Source organism: Vreelandella aquamarina (assembly GCF_044805175.1).
GTDB lineage: Bacteria > Pseudomonadota > Gammaproteobacteria > Pseudomonadales > Halomonadaceae > Vreelandella > Vreelandella aquamarina_B.
On sequence record NZ_CP085232.1, the window covers coordinates 2,280,253 to 2,300,270 of the forward strand.

Consider the following 20,018-nt stretch of genomic DNA (forward strand, 5'->3'; position numbering starts at 1 on the left):
TTATTTACGACTGACGCTGTATTCCTGGTGGGCTGTTGTGGTTAGCCCGGCCTTTTGAACAGTGTCTTGTAGCCACTGCGGTAGCGTTGGTGCTAGCAGTTTCCCTCCTGCTTTTAAGCGCTTGGAGAGTGCGTTAAGAAATGTCTGACGCTCACTTTCATCCAAGGTTTCAAGTGCGTCTAGTTTTTCTAGCACAATCATGTCGAAGCGGTCTTCGGCTAGGTGGGTACAGCGGGTTTCCAGCGGCACATGCCAGGGGCCGTTGCCTAATCCAGCACTGAGGTAGTTGATGCTAGGGTGGGCAAACAACGCTTGTATACCTGCGAGCGTTGGGTCGAGGTGGAGTAGCTGACAGGGGGCTTTTTTATTCCACTCTTTGTCTACCCACTGGGGGAGCGGGCTGGGTTGGTGTAGGGGCTTAGGCGTTGTGTCGACGACGGTTGCCGACTGGGTAGCGGGCTGTTGCTCTATAGTGGCAATGATCTGCTCGGCCCGCGCATCGAATGAGTAGTCGTGGCCAATTTTGTCCCAGAGGGCCCAGGTGCGTTCAATAAGCTCTGGATAGTGGTACGTGTAGTAACGTATGGCTGCTAGGTAGTCTGCAGGATTACGAACATGCAAAACACTAGGCCCACAGAGCGCTTCAAGCTCTGGGAAGGTGTCGGTCATGATGGGCAATCCGCACGCTAAGCTGTCAAAAATACGGTTATTGATGATGCCGTAGTGGTGCATGTCGCCCCAGTGGTCGTTCAGCGTCATTCGCGATTGTTGATAAAGCTGCGGGAGCTCGTGGTTGTCAACGTACTCTTGCTTAACGCGACTTTGTAGCCCTGCCTGTTTCCAATGACGGCCTATCAACGCGGGATAAAGGCTCACCTCCCCTGCCCAGCGCATCATGTCGCGATTTACACCTCGACTATTGGCAACAAAAATAATATCGCGGCGTTGCCGAATGCTTTCTTCTAACGTTCGCTCGTCACGCTTGAATAGTGTGGTGTCGGTGCATTGCCGCATCCGCTCTATGGGCGTGGTAATCTGCCCTTTTAATAGCTGACGGTGTGTATCAGAGGCCACGAACACGGTTGTGTAGAGCGCGATTTCCTCAGGGGAAACGGACGCCGGGTGGCTCATTACCCATAAGTAGGCGGGCGTCTTGCCCGTTGGCTGATAGCGGCGTTTTCCCCGTAGGACTAGAACAGCGTCTTCATCCTCTTGCTTGTCCCACTCGGGCCAGTAATGCTGTACGACTTCTACCCCTTTCGCTTCTAGCGCTTGCTGAAGCGATAGGCCGAAGTGATAGTCGCCCCACTTGGTGAGCTGAGGGCCGAGCGGCGAGGGGTTTTTAATGGCGATTTTCATGGCGTATTTCCCTCGGCTATTTCAACGCTGCGCTTTTCAAACTCGCTAAAGAAGTGGGCAAAACGCTCCGCAATGGGGTATACGGCGTTGGTTTGGGTAACTTGCACCGCTCCTCTGGCAAAAGCACTGGGCACAGCTTGATAGCTAAACTCTCTCAGAAATAACTGGCGTGCACGCTGTTGGCGACGCTTTCGCTCTTCGGGGTTGGCGCTGATGTGTTTGATGGTTTCCACTAACGCATCAAAATCACCAAAGGGGACTTGCCACATGATGTCGTGATGTGCAAAGCCCGCCTGATCGCTAATCGGTGAGGCGATAATGGCAGGGCCCATTGCCAACGCATCGCTCATCTTATAGGGGCTTTGGTAGTGAGATGCGCGTACTGCGGGGTCTAGCCAAAGGACAACAAAATCAGCCGCGTAGTTAAGCTCGGCCATTTTTTCCGGTGGCTGGGGCGGCAGCACTTGAACATTTTTGTGTGTTTTGACCAGTTTTTGTAAATCCGGTGTTTCGCGACTACCCACTACAAGCAGTTTGTAGCTTGGGTCTTTGAGCTTCTCTAGTAGCTTTACTAGCTCAAAAATTCCTTTATGTTTGCGCACTAACCCGCCAAAGAATATGACTTTATCTTCGGGCTGAAACCCTAGTTCTTTACGCACGTTTTCGCGGTTAAAGCGAGCTGGGTTAAACACACTCGCGTCTTTGATGTTACGCATGTAGTGGGCACGGCGGCCATAGTGTATATCTAGGTTAACATTATGCGTAAACAGCGTGGGGATACCCGCTACGCAGGGCTCAAGCACCTGCGACCAAATAAGCTCGTAGGGTGTTTGGGCTTGCTGGATATGCTCAAAGACCGCTTCTAGCGGGTATTCGATATGTTGGTCGCTGGCCTTGGGGGAGGCGACGACTGTTTCTAAGTCATTCGCTTCCAGGAAAATAGGCGTCCCTTTATGATAGTTGGCTAGCAGAGCTACCCCAAAGGATGTTAAGCGGGGTTTCACACAGTAGATGACATCCCCTTCAATGGCGTTTACTGCTTTTGCCATTGTATCAAAAAATTCAGGAAAATCAGCACCTTCAAAATATTTTACGGTAAAGCTGGGTTTGGCTTCTTCAAGGGGTTTGAAGACAGGCACTTCGAAAAAACGAAACGATACTAGTTCGACCTCCACTTGCTGGGAGAGCGCTTCTGCCACTGAGTAGGCTTTGGCAAAGTGGTTGCGGCTCATATCCCAGGAAATGACGGTCACTTTCTTTACCCAATCGGGAAAGTGAACGGGCTGCCCTTTTTCATACGCCTTTTGTATTTTACGCTCGATAGTGTTTAGTGAGCCAACATCATTACGATTAACCTCAGTGATTTGACCAGCATTGGGTATACGCTGGTATAGATTCAATGCTAGCGGAATGTGCTTGGCTGCCCTTCCCCAGCAGTAACGTGTCAGCAGTTCGTAGTCTTGACGCCGTTTCAAGGATTCGTCAAAGCCGCCAAATAAATCGTATAAAAATTTACCATGAACAATAGAGTTCAGGTCGATATAGGGGGCTTCTATTTGATCTTCAAGGTGAAAGTTTTGGCTCTTGACTGCTTTCAAAACGCCATCGGTGCCATCATTAAGCTGTACATCTAAATAGTCAGCATAATACACTCCGTGGTTAGGCCATTGAGCTATATGCTCAAGCATGAGCTCTAAATACCGCGGGTGCCAGATATTATCGGAATCCAGGTAAGCAATGTACTCTCCAGACGCATTTTCAAGGCAGCGGTTGCGTGCCGCAGCCGCTCCTTGCCGCTTGGTCTGTTTGAAGAGCTTGATACGCTCGTCTTTAAGGCTTTCGATAATATTTACTGTTTTATCACTGCTGGCATCGTCACAAATTAGCAGTTCAAACCTTTGATAGGTTTGCGAAAAAATAGACGAGATGGCGTCATTGATAAGATCTGCTCGGTTCCAGGTAGGCATCACGATCGATACGAGCGGGCCACTGGGGTTTGGCACTTGCCCCTGGCGCTGCAGTTCCACCTGTTGCAATGACGCTTGAATGGCGACTAGCGGTTCTATAGCCGCATTATTTTTTAAAATCTTAATCAATTTTTTGTAATATGGCGTTGCAGTATGTTCGTTTCTGGCAACACTAAGCTGTTCTATTAAGGCATAGCGCAGTGCCTCTGTCGACTGACGATGATGTGCTTTTTTCTTATAACGCGCAGGGCGCTTTTTGAGCGTCAGCATCTTTTGCTTAATAGCAGCGCGCTGTGACTCACTGATAAAATAGTTGTCTATGTCACCTTTTGGCTTGCGACCTAGTTGGCGACCAATGTAGTGGTAGTGCTCTTGAGGTGTTAAGCCGGTTAGCTCTACATCGGGATAGGCTTCACGGTACCAGTTTTCGTCTACCACGACCTTAGCATTTTCATCCATCACGCTTACCTTTGCATCCGTTTTCATGCCACTTCCCTGTTACTTTGATGTTAACTGGCGCAGTTTATTGACTACTGTGCGCAATGGAGCCGTCAGCTTCCAAGAGGTTGAGGATGTGATTTTTTCCATCTGCTTATCTTTTTTCAGCAGCAGTTTAGTTAACTCAGCTATCTCTTTATTTTTTATAGCGGCAAACTCTTCCCACTGCGCGTTACTTTGAGATATTGCTGCCTCTGCTTCTTTTTTTGCTTCAGCGATTGCTTCTTTGCACTCAAGCTCAACGACTTTAATCTTATCTTCCTTTCTCTTTAACTCTATGCGCCGCTCTTCAAGCTTTTGCTTAGCCTCGTTTAATTTCACGTTAAACTTAGCCGCCGCGCCTAAACGAGCAAACAAGTTCTCTACTCGATATTTCTGAGCAGGCGGTAACTCTTCATCATTCAAAAAATGCATTTGTTCAGGAGGAGTGCCTAGAAAAATCACGCCTAAACCATAACCGTGCGAAAATTCAAAATGGCGGTATTTTTCTTTCAGCTCTGCAAAGTACTTAAATACGCCAAATTCTCTTTCGTGAACGTTGGTATCATGAAATATGACCACTGCGTTCTCAGTGAGCTTTGGAAGCCAGGTTTCAAAGTCATTTTTGACGGCTTCATAGGTATGAAAGCCATCAATGTGCAGCAGATCGATACTTTGATCCTCGAAATACTCGACCGCTTCATTAAAGTCTTTTCTTAGCAGCTGCGCAAAACGAGAATAGTGTTCTTCATTGTGCTCTTTTACTGCTTTGTAGATATCTTCACCATAATGCCCAGCATGCTCATCCCCCTGCCAGTTATCAATCGCGTAGCAGCGTGTTGGTAGCTGAAGTTTTGATACGGCTTGACAAAAAGCAAAAAATGAGGCGCCTCGGTGGGTGCCCAACTCGACAAAACAGGTTGGGCGTTGTACGAGTGTTAACCAAAAGGCAAATGGCAAATGTTCAAGCCAGGCAGAATTAACTAAGTAGTTTGGCGTCCAGGCCATCACATTTAGCGCTTCTGCATCAAATAGGCTGACCGCTTCTTGACTAGCTTGCTGGCTTACTGGCATCTTTTCCATTTTTCATTTACCTGTTATCTATTGGCGCTCGGCGCGATGCCCAGCGAACAATTTAGCAATCTCTTTAAGCTCTACCCACCATACGCGACTTTGCACACAACATGCTAAAAGCCTATTTCGTAACGAGTGGTTGGATTTTCTTAAAAAACGGGACCATTCCAAAATGGGTGGCAAGATGGTTTTACATAACCAATAGAGACGAGCATTGGAGTACCATTGCCCGCCTTTTACTCTTCTGGCTTTCGTCTCTATTTCTAGCCAAGTTGTCCTTGTGGGGTGACATACTTCAGCTGTCTCTACCCAATAAAAAGGGGTATTTTGATTGACTACCGCTCGGCAAAATGCAGCATCTCCCCCCGAGAAGCGCTTTGCGTCAAAGCCACCTACTTTGTTAAACGCTTGGCGGCTTACTACTAAATTAGCCGTTGCAGCATACCCTTTTTGAAAATAGCGCTTTTGAGGTATGCCCTTTATTAAGTCATAAATTGCATAGGGATTTTGATCATTCCCTTCTAGCACCATACTGATAGGCCCTGCCAGCAAGCAACTGATATCCTCATAGCTTTCAATAGCTTCTTTGTAGGCGGCCAGCCACTTCTTATCAGGCACGCAATCGGCATCGGTAAACACTAGCCATTCGCCTTGCGCTAGCTTTGCACCTTGATTACGGGCTGCATAAGACCCTGGTAGTTGGCAGTGAATAATTTTTACATAATTCGGCAATTGCTTCGGCACAACAATATTTTGCGAACCATTATCGACTAAAATCACTTCATAGCTATTTTCTAGCACATCTTGTTGACTGATGGCATGGAGCAAATAGGGAATAAGGTGCCAGTGTTCGTACACTGGCACTATAATGCTGAAAAGATAGGGTGTTTTCGATGTTTTCACTGAGAAACTCTTTTGGCCTCAGATTTTTGGGCTGGAAATACTTACACCACGCCCTATTCCATAGTAGACAAACCCTTCTTCTTGCATTAGTTGCGGATCATATAGATTACGACCATCAAAAATTAACCGTGCTTTTAAGCGCTGTTTCATTTCATCGAAATCTGGATTTTTAAAAACACGCCATTCCGTACAAATCACTAATGCGTCAGCTTCGTTTAGCGCTACATAGGCATCACTTGCCAGCTCCAGCCCTTGATGGTTGGGGTAAATCCGACCCGTTTCTTCCATCGCTTCAGGATCGTAGGCGCTAATGGATGCTCCGTGCTCCCATAAACTTTCCATAAGTACACGGCTAGGAGCTTCACGCATATCATCGGTATTGGGTTTAAATGCTAACCCCCACAATGCTATTTTCTTGCCTTTCAAGTCACCATTAAAATAATTATAAATGCGCTCAAATAGTAATTTCTTTTGAACTTGGTTAACATTTTCAACGGCGGTTAGTAAACTCGCTGGGTACCCCACTCGCCTTGCAGTTTCACTTAGCGCCTTAACATCTTTCGGAAAACAAGAGCCACCGTAGCCACATCCTGGATAAATAAAGTGGTAGCCAATTCGCTTGTCAGCGCCGATACCTTGTCTAACATTTTCGATATCAGCACCTAGCTTTTCAGCCAAAACAGCCATTTCATTGATAAAGCTTATTTTTGTTGCCAGCATGGCATTAGCAGCGTACTTGGTTAGTTCCGCCGAGCGTATATCCATACTTATGAGCTTGTCATGATTCCGGTTAAATGCAGAGTATAGCTGTTTTAGTTTTTCAGCAGCTACTGCATTATCCGTACCAATGACGATCCTATCTGGGCGCATAAAGTCTTCAATCGCGGCACCTTCCTTGAGGAACTCAGGATTAGACGCAACAGAAAAGGAGATTTGTTCACCACGAGAGGAAAGTGCCGCTTGTACGGTTTGTTTCACTTTATCGGCCGTTCCCACCGGCACGGTCGATTTATTAATAACGATACATGGACGAGTCATATATGTGCCAATAGTTTCAGCTACTTTAAGCACATACTTTAGATCGGCTGAACCATCTTCATCCGAAGGTGTACCAACAGCAATAAACTGAAAATCACCATGTTCTACAGCGCATTTTGCATCCGTGGTGAAATGTAGACGACCTTCTTTAACATTTCGGGCAACTAAACTATCAAGCCCTGGCTCGTAAATAGGCACTTCGCCTTTTGTTAATGCTTCTACTCTTTCCGAATCAACATCCACGCAAACAACGTTATTACCTGCTTCAGCAAAACACGTTCCTGTGACTAAACCAACATAACCACTTCCAAAAATTGTGATCTTCATAAACCTACCGTCTAAATCAATCTTGCTCAATTAGTTTATCGCTGATAACAACGTCATCGTATCGACTAGGTCTTCACTTTCTAAATTACCAATAGCCGACTGAAGTGCTAAATTATCTAACGCGTATTCACCAATCACATCAATGTACTGTATGCGCTGGTCATAAAGACTTGCGCGGGCATCCAGTACGTCTACTAAATCGCGCAGGCCAAGCTGTTCGCCACGTTCGGCAGCTTCCAGAAACAGCTCGCCGGAGGCAATCGCTTGCTTCAGCGCTTCTATACGGCGTACGTGGCCGTTTAATGAGCGTAGCCGCTGGCGCACTTCCTGCACGGCTAAATTACGCTGGTTATCAAACGCTGCTTGGCGGGCATCAATGCGCCGTTCGCCTTGGCGCACGTTGGCGGTGGTGTAACCGCCCCGGTAAATGGGCACGCTCATTTCTACGCTGGCGCGGTAGTCTTCACTCTCCCTTAGCTCGTCGTCACTTTGGCGGTCGGAGTAGCTGAGGTTGAGGTTTAGCTCGGGGTAGTAGCCTGCCCGGCGGGTGCTGGCATCGGCTTCAGAAATGCGCTGCTCTTGGCGGGCCAGTAGCACGTCTAAATTTTGGCCAGTGCGGGCGATCCAGTCATCTTGGCTGCCCCACTCGCTTTGCAGGGTCACTTCTGATAGCTCCCCTACTGCTAGGCCACGGAACTCGGGCTGTGTGCCGGTCAGCCGTTCCAGGGTGCTGAGCGCGTTATCCAGCTCGTTCTCTGCCAGTACGGCATCGGAGATGGCTTGGTCTAGGCGCGACTGGGCTTCCAGCAGGTTAATGCGGTCGCCTACGCCTAAATCAAACGCGCGCTGTGCTTGGCGCACTTGCAGCTCTAGCGACGCTTGTTGTGATTCCAGCAGCCCCAAACGCTGGGAGGCGAGGTAGGCTTGCACGTAGGCTTCGCTTACTTGCAGGGCGAGGTCCCGTTCCACCACCGCAAGCTGCAGCTCTGCCGCATCCACCTGGGCGCTGGCGACATCCATACCGCGCCAGCGCTCTAGGCTGAATAGCGGTTGTTGTAACTGCAGCTGCCAATACTGTTCTTCTATCTCACCGGGGCGCTGGGCAGGCTGGTCGAGGCCGAAGTCGTCCGGTGAGGTTTGAATATTGGTGGAGTCTTGCCATAGGTAGCCGCCGGTGGCGCTGACTTGCGGCAGCAGCTGCGAGCGCGCCATCGGAACTTCTTCCCGCGTGGCGGCTAGCTCATAGCGCTGGCGAGAGAGGTCGGCGTCGTGCTCTAACGCACGGGCAAATAGCTCGGGCAGCGATGGCAATGCTGCGGGCAGCTCGCTGTTTTGCTCTAGGGCGGCTAGCTCTGCCATCGCCTCGCTACCTGCGGGCGGGTCTTGCTGGGCGTGGGCATAAGGTGCCGCGAGCATGCCGATCGCCAGCGCCAACGGAGTGAGGCGTGTTAGCGTCCGTGTCATTAGTCCTCCCGTAGGGCGCGTGCCAGCATATCGGTGATGGGCTTGGCGATGTAGCTGGCGAAGGTGCGCTCGCCGGTGCGGATCATCACTTCAGCCGGCATACCCGAGAGCAGTTGCATGTGTTCGTTCATCTGCGTGTAGCCCTCTTCGGTCACGCGAACCCGTGCACGGTAGTAGCGCTCGCCGGTGGCTTCATCTTCAAAACTGTCGGCGCTGACGTGGATCACTTCGCCGTCAATCACATCGGTCAGCCGTTGGTTGAAGGCGCTAAAGCGGATCTCGGCAAACTGGCCGATGTAGATGTTGTCGATATCGCGGGTGGGAATGCGGGCTTCCACCACAAAGCCATCGTTAGAGGGCACCACATCCATAATGGTATCGCCACCGCGAATCACCGCGCCTACCGTGTGCACTTGGCGGCCTACCACGGTGCCGGATACCGGGGCGGTAATCACGGTGCGCTCTACTTGGTCGCTCAGCGAGACAATCTGCTCTTCGGCTTGGGCAATTTGCGCCTGAGCTTCCCGCAGCTGTTCGCCCACTTCTTTCTGGAACTCTTGCTGCTGAATCTCTTTTTGCATGCGGTTTTCGCTGATTTGCGAACGCAGCTGGGCGATGTTGGCGCGGAATTCGGCGTTATCGCCTTCGTACTGCAACACTTGGCGCTCTAGCTCGCGCAGACGCTGGTTGTCGCCCAGACCTTCACGGTAGAGCGAGCGGAAGTCTTCTGCTTCCGAGCGTAGCGAGGAGATACGCTGGGTATTCACCGAAATACGTTGCTCTAGCCCGTCGATTTGTTCCTGCATTTGGATGATCTGCTCATCCAGGGATTCCAGCGTGCTGATCAGCGATTGGCGGCGCGCCGTGAACAGGCTTTGCTGTACGGCAATAATCTGCTGCACGCGGGGGCTGTCGGCATCTTGAATATCTTCAGGAATGACCATCATTTCCGCACCTTCCTGCTCGGCTAGCAGGCGTGCTTCCATGGCGCGGTTGATGAGGTATTGCGAGCGGGCAATTTCCAGCTGAGAGCGCGCCTGGGTGTCACTTAGCACAATTAGCGGCTCGCCGGCCTCCACTTTGTCGCCATCCTCGACCAGCAGTTCGCGCACAATGCCGCCTTCCAGGTGCTGTACGGTGCGTTTGAAGGATTCAATAGAAACACTGCCTGGCGCTACCACGGCAATCGCTAGCGAGGCCGTTATTGACCATAGGATAAAACCGCCCAGGGCAATCAGCAGGATGCCAAACCCGAGCCTGCGATAGCCTTTGTCGCTGGTGGGTAGTTTTTCCGAGGCTTCGCCATCAATCGTGGTGGGGCCGCTGGGAGTGACGTCTATTTCCCGGTTTGCGGGTAGGTTGCGTTGGTCGTTGCTCATGTTACTTCTCCTCGCCTCCGCGACCGCCGGGTATTGCTGATAAACGTGCCGAGTTCTGCTGGCTCACTTGGGAGCGTGGCTTTTTGGCAAACTGGGCTAGCACTTGGTCGCGGGGGCCAAACATGCTGACCTGGCCTTCTTTCATTACCAATAGTTTATCCATACTTTTCAGTACGCTGGTGCGGTGGCTAATCACAAATAGCGTGGTGCCTTCCGCTTTTAGCTGGGCAATGGTTTGTGCCAGAGCGCGCTCGCCTGCGTCATCCAGGTTGGCGTTGGGTTCGTCCAGTACGATCAGCACTGGGTTGCCATAAAGCGCACGGGCAAGCCCCACCCGCTGGCGCTGGCCGCCGGATAGTGCGCCGCTGGTGGAGGAAATGATGGTGTCGTAGCCGTTCGGCAGTTCGAGAATCATTTCATGCACACCTGCTTTCTTGGCGGCATCAACTACTTTTTGCGGGTCTATCTCGCCAAAGCGGGCGATGTTTTCGCTAATCGTGCCGTCAAACAGCTCGATATCCTGGGGCAGGTAGCCAATATAGGGGCCAATTTCATCGCGGTTGTACTGGGTAATAACACCGCCATCTAAGCGTACATCGCCCACTTGCGAGGGCCAGATACCTAACAGCACCCGCGCCAGGGTCGATTTACCAGCCGCACTTGGGCCAATAATGCCGACGTGTTCACCTTTAGGTACAGAGAAGTTAATACCGCGAATGGTCGCCATGCGGGCACCGGGGGGGGCTGCGGCTACGCCTTCCAGGGCTACTTCACCTTTAGGCGCGGGTAGCGACATTTTGCGCTGTTCGCTGGGGATTTGGGTGAGCAGTTCGTTTAGGCGCTCATAGGAGCCACGGGCACCAACAAAGCCTTTCCAGCCGCCAATCATTTGGTCGATAGGTGCTAGTGCCCGTCCCATCACGATCGAGCCTGCAATCATCATACCGGGGGTCATCTCACCTCTTAATACCAGTAGCGCCCCTAAGCCTAGGATGAGCGATTGAAATAGCAGGCGGAGTATTTTGGAGGTATTGGTTAACGCACCGGCACGGTCGCTGGCTTGGGACTGCTTGGATAGAAACTCGTGATGCTTTTTCGACCAGCGCCCCATAATGCCGGGCAACATGCCCATGGCGTGCAGCACTTCGGCATTACGCAGGTTGGAGTTCGCCAGGTTTTGGGCTTGGATATGCTCGCTGTTAGCCTCGGCGAGTAGCTTTTTGGTGGCCTTTTCGTTGGCAATGGCCAGCGCTAGCAAGATGACCCCCGCGCAGGTGGCAAACACGCCCAGCCAGGGGTGGAATAGAAACAGTACGCCCAGGTAAACCGGCACCCAGGGGGCATCAAAAAAGGCAAACAGGCCGTTGCCGGTAAGGAATTGGCGTAGGCTGGTTAGGTCGTTCAACGGTTGGGCACTTTGGCTGCCTTGTGCGACCAAACTGCGGCGGAACATGGCACTGTAAAGGCGCTCGTTAATGGCGGTATCTAGCCGGTTGCCTACCCGCACCAGCATCCGCGAGCGTACCAGCTCCAGCCCGCCCATAATCATAAACAGGAACACCACTACCAAAGTGAGCATGAGCAGGGTGTCGAAACTTTGGGTAGTGAGTACGCGGTCGTACACTTGGAGCATGTACATCGGCGGTACTAACATCAGTAAGTTGACAAACATACTGAAAAAACCGACCGATACAAACGAACCTTTGCAGGCTTTTAGCGCGCGCTGCAGATCCGTTGCTTCCTGTTGCTTTGCCATGAAGGGTTCACCGTTGAATCGAAAAGGCGTCAAGTGCAGGTAAAACTAATCGCGGCAGCATAACAGAAATGCCCTTCCAGGGGGTAGGGTTGCTCGCCCTGCACTGCTCTCCAACAGCGCTAGCCTGCATGTTGCCTTGGTGATACAAAAAACGGGCACCCTGTGAGGGTGCCCGTTTCTTGGGCTTTCCGTAGCCTAGGAGAGACTGTGAGAGAGCCTTAACACAAACTTACTGACAATCAGCTTATTTGTAAACCGGGAAGCGGCCACAAACTTCAGCGACTTTATCGAGCACTTGTGCTTCGACGCTGCTGGTGTCTTCGCCTTTGGCCAGTACGTCGAGGATGTCACAAATCCAGCCCGCCAGCTGGGTGCACTCTTCTTCACCGAAGCCACGCGTGGTCACGGCCGGGGTGCCGATACGCAGGCCAGAGGTCACGAACGGGCTTTGCGGGTCGTTGGGTACGGCGTTTTTGTTGACGGTGATGTGGGCGCGGCCAAGGGCGGCATCCGCATCTTTACCAGTCACGCCCTGCTTGATCAGTGACAGCAGGAACAGGTGGTCTTCGGTGCCACCGGAGACGATGTCGTAACCACGGTCAATAAATACTTTCGCCATGGCTTGGGCGTTCTTCACTACCTGCTGCTGGTAGGTTTTAAACTCTGGCTCCATCGCTTCTTTGAAGCAGATCGCTTTGGCGGCAATCACGTGCATCAGCGGGCCACCCTGGCCACCGGGGAAAACTGCCGACTGCAGCTTCTTCTCGATATCAGGGTTGTTCTCGGCTGAGAGAATCACTCCGCTACGCGGGCCGCGCAGGGTTTTGTGGGTCGTGGAGGTTACCACATGGGCGTGGGGCAGCGGGCTGGGGTAAACGCCAGCAGCGACCAAGCCGGATACGTGGGCCATATCTACCAACAAGTAAGCACCTACTTCGTCGGCAATTTCGCGGAATTTTGCCCAGTCCACGATTTGTGAGTAGGCAGAGAAACCGGCGATGATCATTTTCGGCTTGTGCTCACGGGCCAGTTCAGCGACTTGATCGTAATCGATCAGGCCTTGCTCGTTCAGGCCGTACTGAATGGCGTTGTAGTGCTTGCCAGAGAAGTTGGGCTTGGCACCGTGGGTCAGGTGGCCGCCCGCGTCCAGGCTCATACCGAGAATGGTGTCGCCCGGTGTGACCAGCGCTTGGAAAACAGCGCTGTTGGCTTGGGAGCCAGAGTGCGGCTGAACGTTGACGTAGGTTGCGCCGAATAGCTGCTTGGCGTAGTCGATGGCCAGGTTTTCAGCGATATCGACAAACTCACAGCCGCCGTAGTAGCGCTTGCCTGGGTAGCCTTCGGCGTATTTGTTGGTCAGCTGGCTGCCTTGCGCTTCGAGTACGCGGGGGCTGGCGTAGTTTTCAGAAGCAATCAGTTCGATGTGGGCTTCTTGGCGTGCCACTTCTTTTTGCATCGCGTCAAAGAGCGCATCATCGAATCCGGCAATTGTCATATCGCGGCTGAACATCGGCGGGAACCTCGTTAGAAAGGATCATCATGGAGAAGCGAGGCGGCTATCATACCGCAGCCTGACGCGACTTTCATCGCATCCGCGTCAGGTGGTGCATGAGCATGTTTCATGTTGCCAGCCGAATCAAAAACCTGACCGACTGGACAACCACGCTATTTCAGCTCAAAGGTGAAGGTGAGCCGCTCGCTGCTGCTCATGGGGTTGAGTATGAATTGGTTAAGCATAAACGGATCGGGCAGCGCCACATTAACGGTCAATGACTGGGCTTTGCCCGCCATAATATCTACCATGCCTACCATTAACTTCGTTACTTGTGGACCAAGCAGCGGCCCCAGCTGCCGGGCCTGAGCCCAGGCTTCAGATATCGCCTGCTCTTCGCTGATCCCCTCTTGGGCGGCCATTTCCGTTGCAATGCGCGGCAACATGCCTTCATCAGCGTAGGCCACCACGACGTTACCACCGTGCAAGGTGGCGGCTTCAAACAGTGCGGGGTTTTGCGTGGCCTGTTCGAGCGTAGCGCCTTTGGGCAGGCTAACCGGGAGATCCATTGAAAACTCAAGGCTACCCGCCCCGCTTAGATTTAAAAACCCTTCCGACGTGAGACGGTGGCAGCCACCCTCTTCACGCCATTGCGATTGGCTTTGGCCTTCAGCGCTTAGCCGCCCGGTGCCACCTGTTAGCACACGGTTGATGGCCTGCAGCTCTTCACGCTCGGCGGGCGGAACGAGGTGGATTAACTCGCCAAGATCAAACTCGGCACCACTGAAACCAGCCTCTCCTATATAGCTGTTGCCTTTTACCCAGGCGTTTTCCAGCAGTACGCTCCACTCCTCGCCTATCAGGCTGAAGCCGTTTAGCTCGCCATGCTCCAGGCGCTCTTCCCCTGGGTGGTCGAGCCCTTCTAACGCTTCAAGGCGCATATCCGCCAGGGCTAAGGTGGCAGAGATGCCTGTTTCTAGGTCGTTTAGTTCACCGCTGATGCCTTGCATTGCCATCAAGCCCACGGCGGCGCTGCTCACTGCTTCTAGATCGAGGGAGTCAATAGAGAGGTAGCCAGCGAGCGCTTTGCTATCCAGCTCTGCCGCCAGTTCTTCGGCCATGCTGCCTTCTAACCGGAAGGTGATATCGCGCGCGTTTAACGCCTTGAGTACGCTGCCCTCTGCCTTGAAGGTTTCCAGTGCGGGCACGGCGGCCTCTGGTTCCATCAGCACCAGTTCGCCCACGCTGAGCACGGGGGTGTTCATGCCTACTTCGCTGATACTGAGGCCATCCAGCGTAATCGAATTAGGAGCGGCGTAATTGCCTTGCACACGGTAACGGGCGATGGAAAGTAAATCGCCGTTGGCATAGGTAATCGCGACATCTTCCGCCACGTAACTGTTGGCTTCTTCCACTAGCTGCCCAATGGCCATACTAGCGCCATCGCCTGCCAGCCTTGCTTGCAGGTCTGCCTCTAGCTGCTGAACCGACGCATTCGCCGCCGCTGAGACAAACCAGAGCGATAGCCCCGTAACGCTTAACTTCACTAAGCAACGCGTCCGCATACCATGCCCCCCTTAAGTGATACCTTCAGCATATCACCAAGCCACACCACCGCCATCTCAAGAAGAGGGGTGGATTGGTGATGTAGTTATGGCGAGAAACTGCTGCAGGAGGGAGCTGGTATGCCAGTCTTTAGCGATAAACCATGGTGGGATGGAGCTTTAGCTCGCGATGATGAAGGCACTGGTGCCCCAGCAGACTAAGGGCGGCTGGCGCTGCCGTCGCCCAATAAATTGGCCTCCCACGGAGGTAGCTTATTACTTGGGATCAATCAGGCTTGTTGTAGGAGGGAGCTTTAGCTCGCGATGATAAAGGCACTGGTCCCTCGGCAGGCTAAGGGCGGCTGGCGCCGCCGTCGCCCAATAAATTGGCCTCCCACGGAGGTAGCTCATTACTTGGAATCGATCAGGCTTGTTGTAGGAGGGAGCTTCCGCTCGCGATGATTGAGACGGTGGGCAATGGGACCCTGCAAGGGCTTTCTTATCTTTCAGGCGCTAAGCCCGTGGAAGCGGCTGTGTTTGTCAGCATAAGTACGTGTTTGCAAAGGTAGCAGGGCTTTTCGAAGCGATACGGTGGTATCACTTAGCCCCCATCTTTTGCTAGGAGAATATCGGCCCGGTGTTAAAACCTCATCTTTTCCTAACAACTGCTGATGGTACCGCTGAGTCATCTGCTGTAAATCTAGCGCAGTATCACGGTGACAAACAGGATATTGGCTCAGCATTTCAAGAACACAGAGCGAACGCTGGAACTGCTCATGAGGCATAGCAGTAGCGAGGGTTTCGAGCTCTCTCCAAGTAGGCCGATACCCTTTATACCAGATGGAATCAGCCAGCTTTTTGATATCCTCAACAGCACTCTCAAGGGGGCGAGCCCCCACCCGATATAGCTGCTTATGCGTGACGGAAAACTGCATCTTTAACCCTCGCTATGATGATACTCATCCAGCATCATTTTCAGATTACCTAAAATACGAGTTTCATCGCCAACATAGTAACTGATCGCTTCCCGAGCTAACCGTTCGAATTCTTCGATATCAACATAGGGGAGTTGCAACAATGTTTGAATATCATTTTGGTCGCGTTCGCCAAAACGACCAAGCTTTGAGATCGCCACATCTAGCGCACTCGCGACATAGACTTCAACGTTAGGGGCATGACTTTGGATCATCAACCGAATGACACGATCTTCGTAATCTTCATGCAATGGAGCTAATGTCGTGTTAAAGCTGATATCTAGCTCCAATATTTGCACAACTCCTGCATCATCGGTAAACACATAGGCATCTTCGCCCAGAAGGGCGATAATATCAGACTTCTTAGCCAATCCATGTGATGCTACCTCAGCGTCAATATCGGCACTGCCTCGAGCTTGTGTGTGGATATGAACCGCACAGCCACCGAATACAATAGCCTGGAAGACCCCCTTTTCTCCGCTCCCATAGACAGGCACGAGCACATCAAAAAACTCAACTAGCGCGCGCCCAAGTGGTGTGTTGGGCTCGATGATTGGGTAATTACCTGGCGCAATCGGCATAATCTCTCCTAAACATACAAGAAAACGCTCGCGATGATGAAGGCACTGGTGCCTCGGCAGGCTAAGGGCGGCTGGTGCCGCCGTCGCCCAATAAATTGGCCTCCCACAATCGTGTCTTCATCGCCTAATCAGGTGCCCCTCCTACAACTGCCTTCGGCAATGCCCCGATAAACTGCTGTAGGAGGGAGCTTTTATGGCTGTAGATTAAGCCTCGCCTAGCAGACCTAAGCTGGCGGCGGGGGCTTGCCTACGCAGGCTGTAGGAAAGCGCATGACCGATGATGCCTATCAGCAGCGCGCCGCCGATGGGGAGTGCTAGCCATAGGCCGAGGTGCAGGCGTGGGGTTAAATCGAGCCAGTAGAGGTAGAGTGCGGCGGTGGCGAGTTCTGCGAGCACTGCCCCTAGCAGGCCGCTGGCGAATCCGAGCAGCGCGTATTCAGCCCCTTGCACGCGGGAGATCATCCGGTTGCCAGCACCAAATACCCGCAGCAGGCCGCTTTCATGGGCACGCACCGGGCGGCTGGCGGTGAGCGCGGCGTAGAGCACGCTGATGCCTGCTAACAGCACCAGGATTAGCACTAGCTCCACGGCGCGAGTCACCTGAGTCAACACATCGCGCACCTGCCCTAGAATGGCATCCACGTTGAGCAGCGAGACACCGGGGAAGTCGCTGACCAGCTCACGCACCAAGCCCTGCTCTTCATCCGGCAGATGGAAAGCGGTAATGTAGCTGTGGCCAAACGACTCCAGCACGCCGGGCGGGAAGATCACGAAGAAGTTCGGGTTAAAGCTGTCCCAGTTCAGGCTACGTAGGCTTTCAATGCGGGTGGTGATGCTGTCGCTGCCCACGGAGAAGGTGATTTCGTCACCCAGCCCCAATCCAAGACGCTCGGCCAAGCCATCCTCAACCGAAATCGGCACGGTTTGTGTGTTGCTAGAAGGTGTCGCGTCTACTTCGCTCATCCACCCTTCCGGCTCGCTGGCGGGGGTGAACCACTGCCCTGCCACCACTTGGTTGCCTTCGGGCAATTCGGATTGCCAGGTCAGGTTTAGCTCGCGGCGCAGCGAGTTGTCGCCTCGGGCATCGGCGGGTACCGCCTCCCTGGGCGCTTGGCCGTTAATCTCGGTGATGCGCCCGCGCACCATAGGGTAGAGCGTGCTTTGGGTCTCGACCCGTGGCGCCACTGCTTGCTCAAACGCATCCCGCTCGCTGGGCTGAATGTTGATGGCAAAGTAGTTGGGGGTGTCGTCTGGCAGTTGGTCTTGCCATGTGGTGAGCAGATCCCCACGCACCAGGACGATCATCGCCATAGCAAAAAACGTCACTGAAAATGCCAGCAGTTGGCCTAATCCCGCCTGCTTGCGGCGGGCTAACTGGCGCCCGCCCAGGCGGAACGCTTGTACCCATTCACCACCCCCGGTCAGGCCCTGCACAGCGCGGAGTAAGCCATTTAACAACACGGAACTGACGCCCCACAGCAGCGCAAGCAGCGCCGAGCCGCCAATCAGTAGGGCGAGGGCCAGAGAGAAGCTGCCGGAGTAGAGCCACAACAGGCCACCAAACACCGTACCGGCCACGCCGACGACCAGCCATGCAGCGGGTGGCAGCGGGTCCAGCTCACGGCGCAGCACTTTCAATGCGCTGACCTGCTTGATACGCAGCAGCGTTGGCCCCGCAAACCCCACGAGCACCGCCAGCGCGGTGAAGATGCCCAACCATAGCGGCATAATGCCAGGGGGCGGCAGCGTCATGGGCAGGAAGCTGGTTAATAGCCATAGCAGCACCGCTTGGCCTACCAAGCCCAGCAGCGCGCCGATAAGGGAGGCCATTAACGCTAGCCCGATCAGTTGCAGGCTGAAAATCGTCACAAGCTGATACTGGCTGGCACCAAAGCAGCGCAGCAGCGCGGCGGTATCCAGGTGGCGCTCTACGTAACGGCGGGTCGACATCGCCACGGCCACCCCTGCCAGCAGTACCGCCGCTAACCCGGCAAGGCCCAGGTAGCTTTCCGCCCGCTGCAGGGCATTACCCAACTGCGGGCGGTCTACCCGCACATCACGTACTTCTACGCCTTCGCGCCTTAGCTCGGCCAACAAACCCTGCACTTGGTCTAGTGCAGTAGGCGGCCCAGCGGCTAGCAGCTCGAACTCGATGCGCGAGCCTGGCTGTATCAGCCCGGTGGCTTCCAGATCAGCAGTATTGAGCATCAGGCGGGGGTTGAAGTTACTAAAGCCAGCGGATTGGTCCGCTTCGCGTTCGATAATGCCGCTGATGGTGAGTTCTGTTTGCCCCACCTGCACACGGTCGCCTATCTCTATTCCGACCAGCTCGGCCAACCGTGGGTCGGCCCAGGCTTCGCCTGCGGGTGGGCCGGAGGCGATTTGCTCTACGCCATTGCCCCTATCTACATGGGAGACACCGTAGTGCGGGTATACATCATCCACCGCTTTGAGGCTGGCGGGTTGAAAGCGCTCCCCCTGGCTAATCATGGAGACCAGATCCACCTGATCACTGAGCGTAAACCCCGCCTGCTCTAGGGTATTGCGCAGCTCTTCGGGGAAAGGGTCGCGCTGTTCAAGCACTAAATCGCCCCCTAACATCTGCCCTGCCTGGCGCTCCAGGCCGCGCTCTAACCGATCGAGAAAGAAGGCAATCATGGTGGAAGCGGCCACCGCGAGCACCAGCGCGACAAACAGCGCCCGCACATCCGCTGCGCGCAGGTCGCGCTTGAGACTACGCGCCGCTAAACGCCAGTTAATATCACTCATCGCCTTCCTCACTGTTGGTAGAGGCTGGCTCGAACGGGACTAGCTGCCCATTGGTCAGGCGCAGGCAGCGGTCGCAGCGGCGAGCCAGGGCGTGGTCGTGGGTGACGAGAATCAGCGTTGTGCCTGCTTCTTTATTCAGCGTAAAGAGCAGGTCGATAATCTGCGCGCCGGTGTCGGGGTCCAGGTTGCCGGTGGGTTCGTCAGCGAACACTAGCTCCGGGTCTGTCACAAAGGCTCTGGCAATAGCCACCCGCTGCTGCTCGCCGCCAGAGAGCTGTTTGGGCTGGTGGGAAGTCCGCTCACCCAGCCCCACGCGCTCTAGCCACTGCTGGGCGGTGCGGGTTTCTCCGGCGCGGGGGGATAGCTCTAGAGGCAGCAGCACGTTTTCCAGCGCGCTGAGGGTAGGCAGCAGCTGAAAGTTCTGGAACACAAACCCTACCCGCCCTGCCCGCAATGCGGCACGGCCATCTTCATCCAGGCGGCTTAACGCGTGGCCGAAGAGCGTTAGCTCGCCATCACTGGGGGTGTCCAGCCCTGCCAGTAAACCTAGCAGCGTTGATTTTCCCGCCCCGCTTTTACCCAGGATCGCCACGCTCTCCCCTGCCGCCACGCTAAGGGAAAGGTCGTGTAAGATGGTAAGTGTGCGCTCACCGCTTATCACCCGTTTGGCAAGTTTTTCTGCTTTTAGAACCGGTTGGCTGGTAGCTTCGTGAGGAACCTTATCGGCGGGTGATATGTCGGTGGTGGGCTGACGCGTGCAAGCATCTTCGGTGGGCATATTGGACGTTGGGTCAGAGGAGTACGACATGAAGCATGGATTCCCTTTTGCGATTCACAAACTGGCTGTTCAAATGCTGGTTGTTAAAACACTGGCTGCTCAAACACTATCGGTACGACGGCGCGCCGTTCAAGCA

14 protein-coding genes are annotated in these 20,018 nt (G+C 53.6%); all 14 read right to left on the reverse strand.

What is annotated here, in order from left to right:
- The gene (locus tag LG300_RS10675; protein ID WP_404375290.1) at positions 1-1,359 is read right to left on the reverse strand and encodes a glycosyltransferase; all 1,359 of its coding nucleotides are present in this window, start codon (positions 1,357-1,359) and stop codon (positions 1-3) included.
- Complete coding sequence (locus LG300_RS10680; RefSeq protein WP_404375292.1) at positions 1,356-3,812, reverse strand: glycosyltransferase; 2,457 nt, start codon at positions 3,810-3,812, stop codon at positions 1,356-1,358. Before LG300_RS10680 ends, LG300_RS10675 begins: the two co-directional genes overlap by 4 nt.
- A 12-nt stretch (positions 3,813-3,824) precedes the next feature.
- Positions 3,825-4,886 (reverse strand): class I SAM-dependent methyltransferase, encoded by a 1,062-nt coding sequence (locus tag LG300_RS10685; protein WP_404375294.1) that lies wholly within the window; start codon positions 4,884-4,886, stop codon positions 3,825-3,827.
- Between the two features lie 18 nt (positions 4,887-4,904).
- Entirely contained in the window at positions 4,905-5,780 is an 876-nt protein-coding gene (locus LG300_RS10690; protein ID WP_404375296.1) for a glycosyltransferase family 2 protein, read from the reverse strand.
- Positions 5,781-5,798: 18 nt separating this feature from the next.
- Complete coding sequence (locus tag LG300_RS10695) at positions 5,799-7,145, reverse strand: UDP-glucose dehydrogenase family protein (RefSeq protein ID WP_404375298.1); 1,347 nt, start codon at positions 7,143-7,145, stop codon at positions 5,799-5,801.
- 30 nt (positions 7,146-7,175) lie between these two features.
- Positions 7,176-8,609 (reverse strand): TolC family outer membrane protein, encoded by a 1,434-nt coding sequence (locus LG300_RS10700; protein ID WP_404375300.1) that lies wholly within the window; start codon positions 8,607-8,609, stop codon positions 7,176-7,178.
- Positions 8,609-9,988, reverse strand: coding sequence for an HlyD family type I secretion periplasmic adaptor subunit (locus tag LG300_RS10705; RefSeq protein WP_404375302.1), 1,380 nt, complete (start codon positions 9,986-9,988; stop codon positions 8,609-8,611). The genes LG300_RS10700 and LG300_RS10705 overlap by 1 nt, the downstream gene beginning before the upstream one ends.
- A 1-nt stretch (position 9,989) precedes the next feature.
- Positions 9,990-11,744: a type I secretion system permease/ATPase gene (locus LG300_RS10710; RefSeq protein WP_404375304.1), complete on the reverse strand. Its 1,755-nt coding sequence runs from the start codon at positions 11,742-11,744 to the stop codon at positions 9,990-9,992.
- 244 nt (positions 11,745-11,988) lie between these two features.
- Positions 11,989-13,254: a serine hydroxymethyltransferase gene (glyA, locus tag LG300_RS10715; protein WP_404375306.1), complete on the reverse strand. Its 1,266-nt coding sequence runs from the start codon at positions 13,252-13,254 to the stop codon at positions 11,989-11,991.
- A gap of 155 nt (positions 13,255-13,409) precedes the next feature.
- Positions 13,410-14,801, reverse strand: coding sequence for a hypothetical protein (locus tag LG300_RS10720; protein WP_404375308.1), 1,392 nt, complete (start codon positions 14,799-14,801; stop codon positions 13,410-13,412).
- A gap of 485 nt (positions 14,802-15,286) precedes the next feature.
- Positions 15,287-15,715 (reverse strand): hypothetical protein, encoded by a 429-nt coding sequence (locus LG300_RS10725; RefSeq protein WP_044630554.1) that lies wholly within the window; start codon positions 15,713-15,715, stop codon positions 15,287-15,289.
- A gap of 2 nt (positions 15,716-15,717) precedes the next feature.
- Entirely contained in the window at positions 15,718-16,335 is a 618-nt protein-coding gene (locus LG300_RS10730; protein WP_044630553.1) for a DUF6036 family nucleotidyltransferase, read from the reverse strand.
- A 204-nt stretch (positions 16,336-16,539) separates the two neighbouring features.
- Positions 16,540-19,104 carry an ABC transporter permease gene (locus LG300_RS10735; RefSeq protein ID WP_404375311.1) on the reverse strand — a complete coding sequence of 855 codons (2,565 nt, stop codon included), beginning with the start codon at positions 19,102-19,104 and terminating at the stop codon, positions 16,540-16,542.
- Complete coding sequence (locus LG300_RS10740; protein ID WP_404375313.1) at positions 19,097-19,912, reverse strand: ABC transporter ATP-binding protein; 816 nt, start codon at positions 19,910-19,912, stop codon at positions 19,097-19,099. Before LG300_RS10740 ends, LG300_RS10735 begins: the two co-directional genes overlap by 8 nt.
- Positions 19,913-20,018: the final 106 nt, after the last annotated feature.